At 65.4% G+C, this 16381-nt stretch carries 18 protein-coding genes; 16 read left to right on the top strand and 2 right to left on the bottom strand.

Annotated features, from left to right (window positions below):
* The first annotated feature begins 8 nt into the window (after positions 1 to 8).
* The 6 genes from proC to ACCQ09_RS06815 all read left to right on the top strand — a co-directional run bounded on the left by proC (position 9) and on the right by ACCQ09_RS06815 (position 4373).
* On the top strand, positions 9 to 869 hold the full coding sequence (gene proC, locus ACCQ09_RS06840) for a pyrroline-5-carboxylate reductase (RefSeq protein ID WP_040940939.1): 861 nt from the start codon (positions 9 to 11) through the stop codon (positions 867 to 869).
* Between the two features lie 544 nt (positions 870 to 1413).
* Entirely contained in the window at positions 1414 to 1836 is a 423-nt protein-coding gene (locus ACCQ09_RS06835) for an HU family DNA-binding protein (RefSeq protein WP_040940938.1), read from the top strand.
* Between the two features lie 215 nt (positions 1837 to 2051).
* A complete protein-coding gene (locus tag ACCQ09_RS06830) occupies positions 2052 to 2570 on the top strand; it encodes a M23 family metallopeptidase (protein ID WP_228428003.1) in 519 nt (172 codons plus the stop codon).
* A gap of 92 nt (positions 2571 to 2662) precedes the next feature.
* Complete coding sequence (locus ACCQ09_RS06825; RefSeq protein WP_016944107.1) at positions 2663 to 2971, top strand: DUF3861 domain-containing protein; 309 nt, start codon at positions 2663 to 2665, stop codon at positions 2969 to 2971.
* Between the two features lie 53 nt (positions 2972 to 3024).
* Positions 3025 to 3564 (top strand): hypothetical protein, encoded by a 540-nt coding sequence (locus ACCQ09_RS06820; RefSeq protein WP_040940936.1) that lies wholly within the window; start codon positions 3025 to 3027, stop codon positions 3562 to 3564.
* Positions 3565 to 3776: 212 nt separating this feature from the next.
* Entirely contained in the window at positions 3777 to 4373 is a 597-nt protein-coding gene (locus ACCQ09_RS06815; RefSeq protein ID WP_228427996.1) for a DUF1439 domain-containing protein, read from the top strand.
* Positions 4374 to 4473: 100 nt separating this feature from the next.
* On the opposite strand, the gene ACCQ09_RS06810 is transcribed toward ACCQ09_RS06815, so the two are convergent.
* Positions 4474 to 5016: a type 1 glutamine amidotransferase domain-containing protein gene (locus tag ACCQ09_RS06810; RefSeq protein ID WP_040942269.1), complete on the bottom strand. Its 543-nt coding sequence runs from the start codon at positions 5014 to 5016 to the stop codon at positions 4474 to 4476.
* A gap of 107 nt (positions 5017 to 5123) precedes the next feature.
* The gene (locus ACCQ09_RS06805) at positions 5124 to 5591 is read right to left on the bottom strand and encodes an SET domain-containing protein (RefSeq protein WP_019237451.1); all 468 of its coding nucleotides are present in this window, start codon (positions 5589 to 5591) and stop codon (positions 5124 to 5126) included.
* A gap of 173 nt (positions 5592 to 5764) precedes the next feature.
* Here ACCQ09_RS06805 and ACCQ09_RS06800 point away from each other — a divergent pair, with 173 nt between their 5' ends.
* The 10 genes from ACCQ09_RS06800 (at position 5765) to ACCQ09_RS06755 (ending at position 16376) form a co-directional block, all read left to right on the top strand.
* Positions 5765 to 6223 (top strand): SUF system Fe-S cluster assembly regulator, encoded by a 459-nt coding sequence (locus tag ACCQ09_RS06800; RefSeq protein WP_011037893.1) that lies wholly within the window; start codon positions 5765 to 5767, stop codon positions 6221 to 6223.
* Positions 6224 to 6238: 15 nt separating this feature from the next.
* Positions 6239 to 7696 carry a Fe-S cluster assembly protein SufB gene (gene sufB, locus ACCQ09_RS06795; RefSeq protein ID WP_011037894.1) on the top strand — a complete coding sequence of 486 codons (1458 nt, stop codon included), beginning with the start codon at positions 6239 to 6241 and terminating at the stop codon, positions 7694 to 7696.
* A 259-nt stretch (positions 7697 to 7955) separates the two neighbouring features.
* A complete protein-coding gene (sufC, locus tag ACCQ09_RS06790) occupies positions 7956 to 8720 on the top strand; it encodes a Fe-S cluster assembly ATPase SufC (protein ID WP_040940934.1) in 765 nt (254 codons plus the stop codon).
* Positions 8720 to 9982: a Fe-S cluster assembly protein SufD gene (gene sufD, locus ACCQ09_RS06785; RefSeq protein WP_050912118.1), complete on the top strand. Its 1263-nt coding sequence runs from the start codon at positions 8720 to 8722 to the stop codon at positions 9980 to 9982. The genes sufC and sufD overlap by 1 nt, the downstream gene beginning before the upstream one ends.
* The gene (locus tag ACCQ09_RS06780; RefSeq protein WP_011037897.1) at positions 9979 to 11220 is read left to right on the top strand and encodes a cysteine desulfurase; all 1242 of its coding nucleotides are present in this window, start codon (positions 9979 to 9981) and stop codon (positions 11218 to 11220) included. The genes sufD and ACCQ09_RS06780 overlap by 4 nt, the downstream gene beginning before the upstream one ends.
* A 142-nt stretch (positions 11221 to 11362) precedes the next feature.
* Positions 11363 to 11902 (top strand): GNAT family N-acetyltransferase, encoded by a 540-nt coding sequence (locus tag ACCQ09_RS06775; RefSeq protein ID WP_011037898.1) that lies wholly within the window; start codon positions 11363 to 11365, stop codon positions 11900 to 11902.
* Positions 11899 to 12228 (top strand): non-heme iron oxygenase ferredoxin subunit, encoded by a 330-nt coding sequence (locus ACCQ09_RS06770; protein ID WP_040940932.1) that lies wholly within the window; start codon positions 11899 to 11901, stop codon positions 12226 to 12228. Before ACCQ09_RS06775 ends, ACCQ09_RS06770 begins: the two co-directional genes overlap by 4 nt.
* Before the next feature lie 343 nt (positions 12229 to 12571).
* On the top strand, positions 12572 to 14890 hold the full coding sequence (locus tag ACCQ09_RS06765) for a TonB-dependent receptor (RefSeq protein ID WP_040940931.1): 2319 nt from the start codon (positions 12572 to 12574) through the stop codon (positions 14888 to 14890).
* Between the two features lie 48 nt (positions 14891 to 14938).
* A complete protein-coding gene (locus ACCQ09_RS06760) occupies positions 14939 to 15625 on the top strand; it encodes a Fe2+-dependent dioxygenase (protein ID WP_040940930.1) in 687 nt (228 codons plus the stop codon).
* Positions 15618 to 16376: a tetratricopeptide repeat protein gene (locus ACCQ09_RS06755; RefSeq protein ID WP_040940929.1), complete on the top strand. Its 759-nt coding sequence runs from the start codon at positions 15618 to 15620 to the stop codon at positions 16374 to 16376. The genes ACCQ09_RS06760 and ACCQ09_RS06755 overlap by 8 nt, the downstream gene beginning before the upstream one ends.
* Positions 16377 to 16381 lie beyond the last annotated feature (5 nt).

Below are 16381 nucleotides of genomic sequence, written 5' to 3'. Positions count from 1 at the left end.
GTGCTGCAATGACCCAGCCTTCCTCCTCCACAGCTGTGGTTGCACACGGCGATGCTCCGGTGGTTGCCTTTGTCGGGGGCGGCAACATGGCGCGCAGCCTGATCGCCGGGCTGCTGCGCCAGGGCGCGCCGGCCAGCGCCATCCGCGTCGCCGAGCCGGTCGCCGAATTGCGCCAGGCACTGTCCGCTGACTTCGGCGTGCAGGTGTTCGACGACGCGCGCAGCGCCGTGGAGGGCGCCGCACTCTGGGTACTGGCGGTCAAGCCGCAGGTCATGCCCAGCGTGTGCACGCAGCTGGCCGATCTCGCGCAGCAACAGCACCCGCTGCTGCTGTCGATCGCCGCGGGCATCACCGCAACGCAACTGGAGCGCTGGTGCGGCGGCACGGCCGCCGTGGTGCGCGCCATGCCCAACACGCCGGCCCTGCTCGGCGCCGGCGTGACCGGCCTGTACGCCAATGCACGCGTCAGCGCGGCGCAGCGCGCGCAGGCAACCCGGCTGCTGGAAAGCGCCGGCGTCACCGTCTGGCTCGACGACGAGGCACAGATGGATGCGGTCACTGCGGTGTCCGGCAGCGGCCCTGCCTATGTCTTTCTGCTCGCCGAAGCGATGGAGGCCGCCGGACGCGCGCAAGGCCTGCCCGCCGAGACCGCCCGCACGCTGGTGCTGCACACCCTGCTCGGCGCAGCCCGCATGCTGACCGAATCCGGCGAAGCACCGGAGGTGTTGCGGCGGCGCGTGACCTCCCCCAACGGCACCACGCAGGCCGCGATCGAGGCATTCCAGGCCGGCGGTTTCGAAGCGTTGACCACCACCGCGATTGCCGCGGCGACCGAACGCGGCCGCAGTTTGTCGGCAGCCAACGACTGATCCGCGGGAGCGATGCGTCGTCGCTGGCTTGCTGGATCGCTCGCTTGCCTGGAGACGCGCTATTCGGCGCATCGCTGTCCGAATGCGGAATGATGCAAGCCCCGGCTTCATCGAATGCACTTCGTTTGGCGCCTGCAATCGATTGGCAGGCAGCACGCACGCCATTCTTCGCCACATTGGCATGCGGCTTTTCCTCGACTACGGCGTCCTGGCTGGGTCGAGGCATGCCTCGCCAAGCGAACGCATTGATCGACATGCGCCTGTGCAGCAGCTGCCCAGATCGCGCCAATCCGCGATCCATGCCGCGTCACCTTGATCTGCTGCTGTGCGTCAGACCGCGCGCAGCATCCCACGCCAAGCGAACCCAGAGCGCTTTTTTCTCGTGTTTTTTGGCGTCCAGTGAACGAATGCCCGTGCCAAGTCGGTCTTTTCGTGTTGTTTCATCGATTCCCTATTGGCGGCGCGCGGCAGTTGCCCTACATTTCGCGTTGCCGACTGGGTCGGCAGACCCAAACACCACCAACGAATACGGAACACATAACTCATGGCAAAAACCGCCGCTAAGAAGGCTGCCCCCAAGAAGGCAGTGAAAAAGGTCGCCGCCTCCAAGACCGCAAAGCCGGCCAAGGCCGCTAGCAAGACCGCCGCGCCGAAGCCGATCAAGGAAGCCCTGAGCAAGACCGGCCTGGTCGCGCACATCGCCGAAACCACCCAGCTGGCTCCGAAGGACGTCCGCGCCGTGCTGGCGTCGCTGGAAACCGTTGCGCACTCCTCGCTGAGCAAGAAGGGCGCTGGCTCGTTCACCCTGCCGGGCATGTTGAAGCTGACCGCCGTGCACGTGCCGGCCAAGCCGAAGCGCAAGGGTATCAACCCGTTCACCAAGGAAGAGCAGACCTTTGCCGCCAAGCCTTCGTACTTCAAGGTCAAGGCACGCCTGCTGAAGAAGTTGAAGGACGCCGCGCTGTAATCGCGCTGCATCCGGTTTGATCGAGACGGCCTTAGGGCCGTCTTTTTTTTGCGCGCTTGCCACGTCTTCTTAGCCTCCTGACAGGCACACCACATCGCACTCATCGCCGCTGCCCTACCCTGGCGGTGAGTTCGCAACCAAGAGTGCCCGTGACCGTGTCATCGCCAACACGCAGCTCAGCCAGACGCGTGCGCAGCGTGCTGGTATCGATCGTGATGCTGTGCGCGCTGGGTGTTGCTGCGCGCTGGGCCTGGCTGTCACCGATGGCCGAACGCCTGCGCACCAGCTGGGAGTTATCGCAAATGCCGGCACCCACGCAGTTACACATTCCGGTAGACGGCGTGCGTGGTCGCCAGATTGCCGACACCTTCGGCGCCCCACGCGGACGCGACCGCAGCCATGCCGGTGTCGATATCTTCGCGCCGCGCGGCACAGCGGTGGTGGCCGCCACTCGTGGCGTGGTCAGTTCCATTCGCGACACAGGGCTGGGTGGCAAACAGGTGTGGGTGCTCGGCCCGGCGATGGAACGGCACTACTATGCGCACCTGGACGACTGGGCGCCCGGACTGGCAGTCGGCGATGTGGTCGAGCCCGGCACTGCACTGGGCATGGTCGGCACCACCGGCAACGCGCGCGGTACGCCGCCGCATCTGCATTACGGGATCTATGGGCGCAACGGTGCGTACGATCCGCTGCCACTGCTCCGGCAACCCGCGCCACAGCAGGCACCCTGAGCGCGCTGGAACACTGCGTCATGGCCCGGCCTATCGAGACCCTGCGCACGCGCGCCTATGGTGGAGCCAGCCCCACAGTGACGCGACCTTCCATGTCCCGCAAACGCTATCGCATTACGGTCACGCCCATCGAAAACGACGGCAGCCCCTGCCATGACCGCTGCACCATCGAGTTCGAACAGCGCTCGCGCGCGGACTGGATGCGGCTGTTCGAAGAGCTGCACCTGCGCCGCGACCTGAGCAGTGACGAGTGCGCCGCGCTCACCGTCGGTTCGCAATTGCTCGAGGACCTGGCGGCGCGCCCACGCGCGCGGCCCAGCAATGCCCTGGACGCGCTACGGCCGAAATTGCAGCTATTGCTGGAGCGCCTGCAACGCGTGCATCCCGCTGCCGGGCGCTGATCCGCGCGGCGCCAACAGCCGCTACACTGCGCCGATCGTGACGGGGAGCGGCGATGCGCCAACTGATCAGTGTCTTTTCGCTACTGCTGCTGGCCGGCTGCAGCTGCCAACGCACGCCCGAACCACAGGCCGCCAACAGCCCGCCTGCATCGGCGACTGTCGCCACAACTGCTGCATCGCCCGTGGCCAGCGAGCGTCCCGGCGCTGCATCGACCGCCACCGATCCCAAGCAGGCGCTTGCAAGTGCGAACTACGCGCAAGCAAGCGCAACCGTGCATCGTTATCTGGGCGCACTGCCCGGTGCTGCACGTGCCGATGCGGATGCCCTGTGGACCGGCGGCCATCCCGCACCCGTGTCGGACGATGCGGTGCTGCGCAACATCGGGCAGATCATCAGCCTGCGCATCAACAACGATCCGCCAATCGCGCTGGACCAACAGCACCCGCCGCGCTTGATCGAAGTGCCGGTGCAGCTGACCGTGCGCACCACGACCGGCACCGAACGCCTGGTCGGTGCTTACCGTCTGCAGCCACGCGTTGGCAGCGACACGTGGGAAATCTATTCGGCCACCCTGCAGCCGGTGCTGCGTTAGAGCCGCCGTCCAAGCAATTGCACGTTCGCAGGCAGAGGTGGCGGATACGCGAGATCCGCAGTCGACGCCCGTAAACACCGAAGCGCATTCGCTGCGAGCACCCCAACCACCGCGGCACGCAGTGTCGTACTCATCCCGCCATACCGCAGCACGCTAACCCGTGGTTCACCGGCGCTGACTAAGGTGATGCCATCCACCGCCGGAGTTGCCCGATGAAACTGCGTTTAGTTGCCGGATCCCTGCTTGCCCTCGCCCTGGCGATGCCACTGTCCGCAGCGTGGGCGGCGCCTCAGATCCAGGGGCGGCAAATCAGCGTGCAGGCCGCCGACGTGCAGCAGTACCTGGGCGGGCGCTTCCCGCAGACCCACGATGCGCTGGGTGGGTTGATCGAAATGACGGTCAGCAACCCGGCGCTGTCGTTGCCACCTGGCGACCGTTTGAAGATGGCGTTCGACCTTGCATTGGCCACGGCCGGCGGCGCGCCGGCGCCGGTGGGCAACGTCACCTTGAGCAGCGCGCTGCGTTACGACACGGCAAAGCAGGGGTTTTATCTCGACCGGCCAACGGTCGATGATTTCCGCCCCGCCAACGCCGGTGCCAAGTTGGACAGCAGCACGCGCCAGTTGCTCAACGCGTGGTTGGCCGACTACGCACGCAAGGAGCCGATCTACAAGATCGATCCCGCCATTGCGGCCGTGATGGGCAATGTGCAGGTGGAGTCGGTGGCGATCCAGAACGGCCGGCTGGCGGTGAACTTCAACCAGAATATCGAGCAATTGGTGCCGGCCGGCGCCATGCCAGGCAAGTAACCGATCGGCGCTGCGAGCACACCGCGCATCTGCCAACGTAAAATTAAAAGAGCCCGGCGCAACGCTGCACCGGGCTCTCTTTTATAGCTGCTGCGTGACCTCAGGCAGCCAGTGCCTTGGCAACCGCATCGGTGAATGCAGGAATATCGTCCGGCTTGCGGCTGGTGATCAGCTGGCCATCCACCACCACCTCGGCATCCTCCCAGCGGCCGCCCGCGTTGCTCAGATCGGTCTTGACCGACGGCCACGACGTCACCTTGCGGTCGCGCACCAGCCCACTTTCCACCAGCAACCACGGCCCGTGGCAAATTGCAGCCACCGGCTTGCCGTTGGCCGCAACGCTACGGATGAAATCGATCGCCTGCGTGTTGGTGCGCAGATTGTCCGGGTTGATCACACCGCCCGGCAGCACGAGCGCGTCGTAGCGGTCGGGCTTGGCCTGCGCAAGTGGCGTATCCACGGGCACGCTGTCGCCCCAGTCGGTGTGGTTCCAGCCACGGATCTGTGCATCGTCGCCGGGCGCGATCACTTCGACGGTGGCGCCCCAGGACTCAAGCAAGCGCTTGGGCTCCTGCAGCTCGGATTGTTCGAAGCCACTGGTCGCGAGCACGGCAACGGTCTTGCCGGAGAGCGAATGGGTCATGAGGAACTCCTCAATCTGCAAAGGAGCATGCACCCTAGGAATGCGCGTGTTGCGCATCCGTGAACCGATGTGCGCGCCGCGTCATGCCGACCGCCGCGCGCCGTTGCTCAGCGCTTGGGCTGCAACATGGTGCCGGTGCAATTCTTCGAGCCGCAGCGGCATTCCCAGATCTTCTTCAAGCGCGGCGTGTGCCGCTCGCCCAGGGTGATGCCGTAGTTATAGGTCAGCTCCTGGCCCGGCTTGATTGCGCGCTTGGCTTCGATGAAGACCTTGTCCTTGCTGCGGTCCTCGCCTTCAGCCTCTTCGATCACCGCTTCGCAATTGGGATTGCAGCTGTGGTTGATCCAGCGCGCGATATTGCCTTCGTAGTTGGCGTCGAGCACGTAGTCATCGCTCAGCGTAAACAGAAAGGTGTGCCCGCTTTCCACATCGCCGGTGTCGTCGGCATCCACTTCGGCATGCGTCCGCAGGCGCCCCTTGTACTGGATGATGCGTTCGCCCTTGCTGAGCGCAGCGACGGCGAACACGCCATTGCCATGGATACGTGACTTGCGGGCGGCAACTTTGCGCGACATGAAAGGGTCCGGTGATGGGGCCGCTCATTGTGACCGCAGCGCGCCCACGCGCCAAGCACAAGCGCACCTGCCACCGCAACGGGCTGGCCTTTCCGGCGGCTGAACCGCGCGGTTGGACTGAGCGGAGCAAAAGAGTACAATTTCGGTCCGCTTTAGGGATTCACCGTCCTCGCATGTTGCGCGTCACCAAATTGACCGATTACGCCACCGTCGTCTTGACGGTGCTGGCTGCACGGAGCGACCAGGTGCTCAGCGCGAGCGAACTGGCCGAACAGGCCGGCCTGGAAGCTCCCACCGTGAGCAAGATCCTCAAGCCGCTGTCGCAGGCTGGCCTGGTGGAAGGATTGCGCGGTGTGCACGGCGGCTACCGGCTTGCACGTGCGGCCAGCGCGATCACCCTGGTGGAGATCGTCGAGGCCATGGAAGGGCCGCTGGCCATCACCGAATGCAGCCAGGACCACAGTCAATGCGGGATCGCCCACCAATGCGGTGTGCGCTCCAACTGGCGCCTGATCAACGATGTGGTGGGCGATGCCCTGCGTCGCGTGACCCTGGCGCAGATGCTGCACCCCCTCTCCCTCCCTGGCGACAACCGTCGGCGTTCCATCGCCGCGCGCGTCGCGACCACCTGACCCAGTAGGCAGCCGATGGCCACCGAACTTGCCCCCCCGCAGAATGCGCAGATCCTCGAACGGTTGGGCCGACGTTACGACGCCGGTTTCATCACCGAGATCGAATCCGATTCGCTCCCGCCCGGTCTGGACGAAGACATCATCCGTGCACTGTCGGCCAAGAAAGAAGAGCCGCAATGGATGACCGACTGGCGCCTGGAGGCCTACCGTCACTGGCTGAAAATGCCGATGCCGGAGTGGGCCAAGCTGAAGATCGCGCCGATCGATTTCCAGGCGTTGAGCTACTACTCCGCGCCCAAGGGCCCGAAATACGCCTCGCTGGATGACGTGCCCAAGGAACTGCTCGACACCTACGACAAGCTCGGCGTGCCGCTGCACGAGCGCGCGCGGCTGGCCGGTGTTGCAGTGGATGCAGTGTTCGACTCGGTCTCGGTCGGCACCACGTTCCGCAAGGAACTGGCCGAAAAGGGCGTGATCTTCTGCTCGATGTCCGAGGCGATCAAGGAACATCCGGAGATCGTCAAGCAGTACCTCGGCAGCGTGGTGCCGGTGGGCGACAACTATTTTGCCGCGCTGAACTCGGCCGTATTTTCCGATGGCAGCTTCGTGTTCATTCCCAAGGGCGTGCGTTGCCCGATGGAACTGAGCACCTACTTCCGCATCAACGCCGGCCACACCGGCCAGTTCGAGCGCACCTTGATCGTGTGCGAAGACAAGGCCTACGTGTCGTACCTGGAAGGCTGCACCGCGCCAATGCGCGACGAAAACCAGCTGCATGCGGCTGTGGTGGAACTGGTGACGCTGGAAGATGCGGAGATCAAGTATTCGACCGTGCAGAACTGGTACCCGGGCGACGAAGAAGGCCGCGGCGGCATCTACAACTTCGTCACCAAGCGTGCCGAATGCCGTGGCGACCGCAGCAAGGTGACCTGGACCCAGGTCGAAACCGGTTCGGCGATCACCTGGAAGTATCCGTCGTGTGTGCTGCTCGGCGACGATTCGGTGGGCGAGTTCCATTCGGTAGCTCTCACCCACCATCGTCAGCAGGCCGATACCGGCACCAAGATGATCCACATCGGCAAGCGGACCAAGAGCAAGATCGTCAGCAAGGGCATCAGCGCCGGCCGCGGCCAGAACACCTACCGTGGCCTGGTCAAGGTGGACCGCAACGCCGATGGCGCGCGCAACTACACCCAGTGCGATTCGCTGTTGATCGGCAAGCAGTGCGGCGCCCACACCTTCCCTTATATCGAGGTGAAGAATCCCGGCGCCACAGTCGAGCACGAAGCCACCACCTCCAAGATCAGCGACGACCAGCTGTTCTACTGCCGCGCACGCGGCATCAGCCAGGAAGACGCGGTGTCGTTGATCGTGGATGGTTTCTGCAAGCAGGTATTCCGCGAACTGCCGATGGAATTTGCGGTGGAAGCCAAGAAGCTGCTCGAAGTTTCCTTAGAAGGCAGCGTCGGCTGACACCTTTCCCCTTCTCCCCTCGGGAGAAGGTGGCGCGCAGCGCCGGATGAGGGGCGCCAGGAGGATCTCGAAAAGATTGGCTATGACGAACGCGTCGCCACGCGCCAGTCAGGTGAATAATCGAAGAGCTCCTGGATGTTCACTTCAATGGCGCGTGGCGACGCGTTCATCAGTCGCTGACGCCTTCGAAGTTGTTTGCGGCGCCCCTCACCCCAACCCCTCTCCCGGCGGGAGAGGGGCTCAATCACTGGATACGCATATGCTCAAGATCGAAAATCTCCACGCCAGCATCGCCGGCAAAGACATCCTCAAGGGCCTGTCGCTGGACATCCAGCCCGGCCAGGTGCACGCCATCATGGGGCCCAACGGCGCCGGCAAATCGACCCTGGGCAATGTGCTCGCCGGTCGCGATGGCTACGCAGTCACTGCCGGCAGCGTGCAGTTCGAAGGCGCCGACCTGCTCGACCTGCAGCCGGAAGAACGCGCTGCGGCCGGCCTGTTCCTGGCCTTCCAGTACCCGGTGGAAATCCCCGGCGTAAACAACACCTACTTCCTGCGTGCCGCGCTCAATGCGCAGCGCAAGGCGCGTGGCGAAGAAGAGCTGGATTCCATGCAGTTCCTCAAGCTGGTGCGGCAGAAGCTGGCGGTGCTGCATCTGAAGGACGAGCTGCTGCACCGTGGCGTCAACGAAGGGTTCTCCGGCGGCGAAAAGAAGCGCAACGAGATCTTCCAGCTGGCGGTGCTCGAGCCGAAGTTGGCGATCCTGGATGAAACCGACTCCGGCCTGGATATCGACGCACTCAAGAGCGTGGCCGACGGCGTCAATGCGCTGCGCTCGACCGAGCGTTCGTTCCTGGTGATCACCCATTACCAGCGCCTGCTCGACTACATCAAGCCGGACGTGGTGCATGTGCTGTCCGATGGGCGCATCGTGCAGAGTGGCGGCCCGGAGCTGGCGCTGGAACTGGAAAAACACGGCTACCACTTCCTGAAGGACCGTGTGGTGCCGGAGGCCGCCGCCTGATGAGTGCCTTGTTGGAATCCCTTGCCAGCGGGTTTAGCGGCAACGCTGCACGGCGCGCCGAACTCGACGCGGCCTTGCAGACCGGCCTTCCCGGCCCGCGTGCCGAAGCCTGGAAATACACCTCGCTGCGCCAGCTGGAACGCCGCAGCTTCCAGCCTGCACCGTTGGTGCCGGCGCTGATCGATGCCGCGGTGCTGGATGAGATCCCCACCCCGCGCCTGGTGTTCGTCAATGGCAGTGCGTCGGATGCGCTGAGCGATCTGTCCGAACTTCCGGCAGGCGTGCAGGTGCAGACGCTGTCGTCCGCACTAGTTGGCGATGAATCGGCGCAGCAGCTGCTTGGCCGCCGCTTCGAGCGCAGCGATGAAATTTTCGCGCGTCTGAATGCCGCGCTGGCCGATGAAGGCGCGCTGGTGCGCGTGGACGCAGGTGTCAAGGTGGCGCTGCCGCTGCAGCTGGTGTTCGTTAGCGTGGGCGGCGAGCACGACCTGGCCTGGCACCACCGCCATCTGATCGAATTGCGTGCCGACGCCGCGCTCGGCGTGGTCGAGCACCACCTGCACGTAGGCGATGCAGCGCATCTGGACAACAGCGTGATGCATGTCCATCTGGCCCAGGACGCCGTGCTTTCGCACGCACGCGTGCAGGCCGATAGCGCACGCGCCACCGCGTTCGCGCGGACCGATGCGGTGCTGGCGCGCAATGCGCAGTACCAGCGTGTGGACCTGGAGCTGGGCGCAGGCCTGTCCCGGCACGAACTCAATGCGCGGCTGGAAGGCGACAATGCACGGCTCACCGCCAATGGCGTGCTGCTGGGCAATGGCCGCCGGCATGTGGATACCCGCCTGGGCATCGAGCACATCGCCCGCGACACCGCCTGCGAGCTGGTCTGGCGCGGCGTCGGCGCCGACCGCAGCCGCGTGGTGTTCCACGGCGGCATCCATATCCGCCAGGGCGCCGATGGCACCGATGCACGTTTGTCGAACAAGAACCTGTTGCTCTCGGACAACGCCGAAATCGACACCCAGCCGGTGCTGGTGATCGACGCGGACGAAGTGCAGGCCGCGCACGGTGCCACCGTGGGTCAGCTCGACGACAACGCGCTGTTCTACCTGCGCTCGCGCGGGTTGCCGCAGCAGCAGGCGCAGCGCTTGCTCAGCGCCGCGTTCTGCCATGAGCCGTTGCGCGCACTGCCGTCGCCATTGCGCGATCTGCTGGCCGTGCAGCTGGACCGCGCCCTGAATTCGGCGGGCGTGGCATGAACGCCTCCGTCGCCGCCACTCCGGCACCGGACTGGGAGCGCGTACGCTCCGATTTCCCGCTGCTGATGCGGCAGGTGCACGGCAAGCCGCTGATCTATTTCGACAACGCCAACACCGGGCAGAAGCCGCTGCAGGTGATCGCTGCCACCGACGAGTTCTATCGCCGGCAGAACGCCAATGTCAGCCGCGCGGTGCATGCACTGGGCACCGAAGCCACCGACGCGTTCGAGGGCGCACGCAGCAAGCTGGCGCGTTTTCTCAACGTGCGCGCCGACGAGCTGGTGCTGTGCAGCGGCACCACCTTCGCGATCAATCTGGTGGCCTATTCCTGGGCGCTGCCGCGCCTGGGGCCGAGCGATGTGATCCTGGTATCGCGCATGGAGCACCACGCCAATATCGTGCCGTGGCAGTTGGTGGCCCAGCGCACCGGCGCCACCATCCGCGTGGCCGAGATCACGCCTGAGGGCGCGCTGGATCTGGATGCACTGCGTAAGGCGATGACCCCCGAGGTCAAGCTGCTGGCGATCACCCACGTGTCCAACGTGCTGGGCACAGTGAACCCGGTGCGCGAGATCTGCCGTGAGGCACGCAAGCGCGGCATCGTCACCGTAGTGGACGGCTCGCAAGCCGCACCGCACCGCCGCGTCGACGTGGCCGGCATCGGCTGCGATTTCTACGCCATCACCGGCCACAAGATGTGCGGCCCCACCGGCACCGGAGCATTGTGGGCGCGCCGCGAACATCTGCAGGCCATGCCGCCGTTTTTGGGCGGCGGCGAGATGATCAAGGAAGTGAGCTTCGAAGGCACCGTATTCAACGACGGCCCGCACAAGTTCGAAGCCGGCACGCCGAATATCGCTGGCTTCATCGGCTTGGGCGCGGCGGTTGACTATCTGGACGCAGTCGGCCTGGCGCACGTGGAAGCGCGCGAGACCGAGCTGCTCGCGCACTTCACCGAAGAGCTGCAGCGCATCGACGGCCTACGCATCTTCGGCACCACGCCGGACAAGGCGGCGGTGGTGTCGTTCCTGATCGAAGGCGCACATGCGCACGATCTGGCCACCCTGCTCGACCTGGAAGGCGTGGCCGTCCGCTCCGGCCAGCACTGCGCACACCCGCTGCTGCAGTACTACGGCGTGGCCGCCACCTGCCGCGCCTCGCTGGCGTTCTACAACACGCATGACGAGATCGAGCGTTTTGTTGCCGCGTTGGTGAAGGTGCGTCAGCTTTTGGGCTGATTGACTGCGGGAATCGGGAATGGAGAATCGAACAAGCGGGTCTCCCACATGCTGTCGCTGGTCGACAGAGGGGGAGTAGCTCATTGAGCGGCGCAACGCTTTTCCCGATTCCCGATTCCCGATTCCCGATAAACTGTTCCACATGCAGACCACCACCTTCCGCACCGCCACCGTCGACGATATCGATGCCATCGTCGCGCTCGTCACCTCCGCCTATCGCGGCGACAGCAGCCGCGTCGGCTGGACCACCGAAGCCGACATCCTGGACGGTGCGCGCATCGACCCGGCGGTGTTGCGGCAGGACATCCTGCGCGACCGCAGCCTGGTGCTACTGGTGGAACAGGACGGCGCCCTGGTGGCCTGCGCGCATGTTGCCGACGAAGACGGCGCCGGTTACTTCGGCATGTTCTCGGTCAGCCCCACCCTGCAGGGCGGCGGTATCGGCAAGACCGTGCTCGCCGAGGCCGAACGTATCGCCGCCACCGAGTGGGCCTTGCCGCTGATGCGCATGACCGTGATCGATGTGCGCAACGAACTCATCGCCTTCTACGAACGCCGCGGGTATCGCCGCACCGGCGTGTCCAAGCCTTTCCCCTATGGCGACGAGCGCTTCGGCGTGCCGTTGCGTCAGGACCTGCGCTTCGAAGTGCTGGAGAAGCCGCTCGGCGAGGCCGCGTTGTGAGCGACAACTGGACCTTTGTCTGCGCCAGCGGCGAGTTGCTGCCGGGCGAGCTGAAGACCGTGTGGGATGAAGTGACCGATGCGCCGATCGTGGTGTTCAACCTCGACGGCGCGCTGTACGCGCTGGAAGACCGCTGCAGCCACGAAGATTACGAACTCTCGCCCGGCACCTTCGACGCGGCCGCCGGCACCATCGAGTGCCTGCTGCACAGCGCGCGCTTCGATATCCGCGATGGGCGTCCTCTGTGCGCCCCGGCCTATTCCGCAGTGCCCAAGTTCCCGGTGAAGCAGGAACACGGCGGTATCTGGACCCGCGACGACCGCTGAGCGCAGTGCCCAGCCGCCACTGTCAGCGCACCGCAAGGCCTCAATCTTTCAGCCGTATGCCATCCATCGGCAAAGATTGCAAAGAAGAATGATTTGCATTTAAGATCGCAGCCCTTCAGGCCTTCTTAACAACTGGCCTTCCTGCGATCCCATGCGCCTGCCCCTGTCCATGCCCTCTTCTTCATGGTGTTCGTCCGCACTGTGCCGTTCGGCGCAGCGCTGCCGCGTGCCCGGACGCCGGGCCTGGCAGCAGGCGGCATCGGGCTGACAGGCGTGCATTCCCTTCCCGCATCCGCCGAGCCATCGCCAGGCCGAAGCATCGCTTCCCTCTTCGAGACGTCCCATGACTCCCAGGATTTCCCCGCTCACTTCGGCCGTGTTGCTGACGCTGTCCGCTCCTGCCTTCGCCCAGCCTGGCGACGCGCCGGCACCTCCGGGCGCAGTGGATCTGGATGCCATCCGGGTGCAGCAGGAACGTGCGCAGAAGCCGTCCTCGCCCAAGTACACCGAGGCGCTGCGCGACACCCCGCAGACCATCACCGTGGTCACCAAGCAGACCATGGACCAGCAGAACCTGCTGTCGTTGCGTGATGTGCTCAGCACCCTGCCCGGCATCACCTTTGGCGCGGGCGAAGGCGGCGGCGGCTATGGCGACAGCATCAACCTGCGCGGCTTTACCGCCAGCAGCGACATCACCACCGACGGCGTGCGCGACAGCGCGCAGTACAGCCGCAGCGACACCTTCAACCTGGAAGCGGTGGAGCTGATCAACGGCGCCAACTCGGCCATGTCCGGCGCCGGCTCGGTCGGCGGCAACATCAACCTGGTGACCAAGACCGCCGGCCAGGGCGACTTCACCAACGTGCTGATCGGCGGCGGCAGCGACCGTTACGGCCGCCTCACCGTCGACAGCAACTACGACTTCGAAAACGGCACCGCGGTGCGCTTGAACGCCATGGGTCACACCCAGGACGTGCCGGGGCGCGATGAGGAATTCCGTCATCGCTGGGGTTTTGCGCCGTCGGTGGCGTTCGGGCTGGGCTCGGACACGCGCTTCACGCTGAGCTACCTGCACCAGCACGACAACAACCTGCCGCAGTACGGCGTGCCGTTCGCGCTCAGCCCGTTCAACGATGGCCCGCTGCCGGGCGTGGACCGCGAAACCTATTACGGCTATCGCAATGTGTCGCGTCAGGAAATCGACGTGGACATGCTGACCGGCGTGCTGGAAATGGACTTTGACGACAACGTCAAACTGCGCAGCCTGGCGCGTGTGCAGCGCGTGGACCAGACCACCACGGCCACCGCGCCGGAAGGCACCTGGTGCCTGCCCAACAACACCAACGCCTACACCGGCCGCGCCTGCGTCGGCCAGCCGCCGTCCACCTGGAACCCGAACAGCGGCCCGCGCGGGCTGGTGCGCGAGACCGAAAACTTCATCGCCCACAGCCAGACCGACCTGACCGCCACCCTGCGCACCGGCGCCATTGAGCACCGCGTGGTCGCCGGCGTGGCCTTCAGCAAGGAAGATTTCGAACTCGATAGCGGCAGCATCTTCCGCAATGCCGACGGCTCCACCACCGGCATCACCTACCCGCTGCAGACCTTCGACAACCCGTACAACATCTGGACCGGCCCGCAGAACTATTTCCGCACCGGACGCAGCAAGGGCAGCCTGACCAATCAGGCGGTATACCTGTTCGACACGCTGCAGTTCAACGAGCAATGGATGCTCAACCTGGGCGGCCGCTACGAACACAACGAAGGCGACAGCACCACCTACACCGTCAATGCCACCGGCGGCGTGACCGGCGTAACCCCGGGGTTCCCGGCAGGCAGCAAGGAGGATCTGTTCTCCTACCGCGCAGGCCTGGTGTTCAAGCCGGTCGACAACGCCAGCCTGTATCTGTCCTACGCCAACAGCAAGACCCCGTCCAAGGCCTCGGTCAATGGCTCGTGCACGCCGATTGCCACCGCCACCGCCGGCGCCAACTGCAATGTGGAGCCGGAAAGCGCGGTCAATATCGAACTCGGCGGCAAGTGGGACGTGTTGAACGAGCGTCTGGCACTGACGGCGGCGGTGTTCCGCAACGAGCGCGAAAACTACAAGGTCAACAGCGGCGACCCGCTGATTCCCGAGCAGGTGCTCGACGGCAAGGCACGCGTGGATGGCATTGCACTGGGCGCGGCCGGCTACCTGACCGAGCGCTGGTCGGTCTTTGCCAACTACACCTTCCTGGACAGCGAAGTGCTGCAGAGCGTTTCCAACCGCACCGCCAGCCTCACCGGCGACCCGATTGCCGGGCGCGAACTGGTGCAGACCCCGCGCAACGCCGGCAATCTCTGGACCACCTATCAGCTCAACGAGTGGACCTTCGGGTACGGCGTCAATTACCAGGGCAGCTTCTATCCGAACAACACCTCGACCGCGGTCTACCGCAAGACCGACGCATACTGGGTGCACCGTGCGATGGTCGGCCTGCGCGTCAACGACTGGCTCAGCCTGCAGTTGAACGTCAACAACCTGTTCGACAAGGAGTACTACACCAGCATCCGCAACAACCTCACCGTCAACGCCGCGGGTACCGTCACCGCCGGCAGTGGCTGGGCGTTGCCGGGTGATGGTCGCTCGGCGGTGTTGAACGCGACCTTCAGCTTCTGATCCATCAACGCGCCGTCCGCAGTCCGCGGACGGCGTGGAGACCACTGCATGTTGTTGCCCATTCCCGACGTCCTGACGCCCGCCCAGCTGAGCCAGCTGCGTGAGCGTTTGGACGCGGCCGACTGGGCCGATGGCCGCATCACCGCCGGCCATCAGTCCGCGCAGGCCAAGGACAACGCGCAGTTGCCCGAAGACAGCCCAATCGCGCGCGAGGCCAGTGCGCTGGTGCTCGACGCGCTGTCGCGCAGCAGCACGTTCTTTTCCGCCGCGCTGCCGCGCCGGATCTATCCACCGCTGTTCAATCGCTACAGCGGCGGGCAGTCGTTCGGCTACCACGTCGACAACGCGGTGCGTTACGACCGCAGCCGCGGTGGCGCCGATCCGGTGCGCACCGACGTCTCCGCCACGCTGTTCCTCAGCGACCCCGAAAGCTACGACGGCGGCGAGCTGGTGATCGAAGACACCTACGGCACGCAGTCGGTGAAATTGCCGGCCGGGCATCTGGTGATCTACCCCGGCACCAGCTTGCATAAAGTGATGCCGGTGACGCGTGGCACGCGTGTCGCCTCGTTCTTCTGGATCCAAAGCATGCTGCGCGACGATGCACAGCGCCGCCTGCTGTTCGAGCTGGATGTCTCGATTCGCCGGCTCACCCAAGACACTCCCGGCCACCCTTCGCTGATCCAGCTCACCGGCGTGTATCACAACCTGCTGCGGCAATGGGCCGATGTCTGAGTCGGCGCTGGACACCGCGCAGTTGATCGCCGCACTGCGCACGCAGCCCGCGCAGGCGGTGGCGTTGCTGCGCAAGGCGGCCGATCGCCAGGACGTGGCAGCACAGCTATTGCTGGCACAACTCTACGCAGAAGGGCGCGGCGTCGCGGCCGATCCGATCCAGGCAATGCTGTGGTACGAAGTGGCCGCCAATGCCGGGCATCCGGAAGCGATGAACCAGCTCGGGCGCTGCCACGAACTGGGCTTCGGCACGCCCTGCAATCTGGAACTGGCGGCGCTTTGGTTTCGCCGCGCCGCCGCGCATGGCCTGGACTGGGGCATGTACAACCTGGCCCACCTGTACGCCTCCGGCCGCGGCGTCGCGCAGGACCACACCCAGGCGTTGGCGCTGTATCGCCGCGCTGCCGAACACGGGCACGCCAAGTCGATGAACTTTGTGGCGCGCTATCTGGAGCAAGGCCTGGCCGGCGCTGCAGATCCGCACGCCGCCCGCGACTGGTATCGCCGCTCCGCCGAGGCCGGCGATTTCCGCGGGCAGGCCGGTTTTGCGACGGTGCTGGCCGACGACGGCGACATCGATCAGGCCGAAGCCTGGATGCGCCGCGCCATCGCCGGCGGGCATGCCGGGTTCCTGCGCCAACTCACCCCGCTGCTGGCCGCCGCTCCACAGCCCCGCCTGCGCGCATTGCTGAGCGAAGTGCGTGCGCGGCAGTCGCCTGCGCCGCCCGCTGCCACCACGGCGGCGGCCTGACCCAC

Source organism: Xanthomonas sp. NCPPB 2586 (genome assembly GCF_041475775.2).
Taxonomy (GTDB): Bacteria; Pseudomonadota; Gammaproteobacteria; order Xanthomonadales; family Xanthomonadaceae; genus Xanthomonas; species Xanthomonas campestris.
Note: the sequence above shows the minus strand (reverse complement) of the source record. Positions and strands in the feature narration are given on the sequence as shown.

Excerpts from the sequence above, each read along its gene's own strand:
- sufD (WP_050912118.1), top strand. The coding sequence starts at position 8,720 with ATGAGTGCCTTGTTGGAATCCCTTGCCAGCGGGTTTAGCGGCAACGCT.
- ACCQ09_RS06755 (WP_040940929.1), top strand. The coding sequence starts at position 15,618 with ATGTCTGAGTCGGCGCTGGACACCGCGCAGTTGATCGCCGCACTGCGC.
- ACCQ09_RS06815 (WP_228427996.1), top strand. The coding sequence starts at position 3,777 with ATGAAACTGCGTTTAGTTGCCGGATCCCTGCTTGCCCTCGCCCTGGCG.
- ACCQ09_RS06820 (WP_040940936.1), top strand. The coding sequence starts at position 3,025 with ATGCGCCAACTGATCAGTGTCTTTTCGCTACTGCTGCTGGCCGGCTGC.
- sufC (WP_040940934.1), top strand. The coding sequence starts at position 7,956 with ATGCTCAAGATCGAAAATCTCCACGCCAGCATCGCCGGCAAAGACATC.
- ACCQ09_RS06830 (WP_228428003.1), top strand. The coding sequence starts at position 2,052 with ATGCTGTGCGCGCTGGGTGTTGCTGCGCGCTGGGCCTGGCTGTCACCG.
- ACCQ09_RS06810 (WP_040942269.1), bottom strand. The coding sequence starts at position 5,016 with ATGACCCATTCGCTCTCCGGCAAGACCGTTGCCGTGCTCGCGACCAGT.
- ACCQ09_RS06765 (WP_040940931.1), top strand. The coding sequence starts at position 12,572 with ATGACTCCCAGGATTTCCCCGCTCACTTCGGCCGTGTTGCTGACGCTG.
- sufB (WP_011037894.1), top strand. The coding sequence starts at position 6,239 with ATGGCCACCGAACTTGCCCCCCCGCAGAATGCGCAGATCCTCGAACGG.
- ACCQ09_RS06780 (WP_011037897.1), top strand. The coding sequence starts at position 9,979 with ATGAACGCCTCCGTCGCCGCCACTCCGGCACCGGACTGGGAGCGCGTA.
- ACCQ09_RS06800 (WP_011037893.1), top strand. The coding sequence starts at position 5,765 with ATGTTGCGCGTCACCAAATTGACCGATTACGCCACCGTCGTCTTGACG.
- ACCQ09_RS06805 (WP_019237451.1), bottom strand. The coding sequence starts at position 5,591 with ATGTCGCGCAAAGTTGCCGCCCGCAAGTCACGTATCCATGGCAATGGC.
- proC (WP_040940939.1), top strand. The coding sequence starts at position 9 with ATGACCCAGCCTTCCTCCTCCACAGCTGTGGTTGCACACGGCGATGCT.
- ACCQ09_RS06835 (WP_040940938.1), top strand. The coding sequence starts at position 1,414 with ATGGCAAAAACCGCCGCTAAGAAGGCTGCCCCCAAGAAGGCAGTGAAA.
- ACCQ09_RS06760 (WP_040940930.1), top strand. The coding sequence starts at position 14,939 with ATGTTGTTGCCCATTCCCGACGTCCTGACGCCCGCCCAGCTGAGCCAG.
- ACCQ09_RS06775 (WP_011037898.1), top strand. The coding sequence starts at position 11,363 with ATGCAGACCACCACCTTCCGCACCGCCACCGTCGACGATATCGATGCC.
- ACCQ09_RS06825 (WP_016944107.1), top strand. The coding sequence starts at position 2,663 with ATGTCCCGCAAACGCTATCGCATTACGGTCACGCCCATCGAAAACGAC.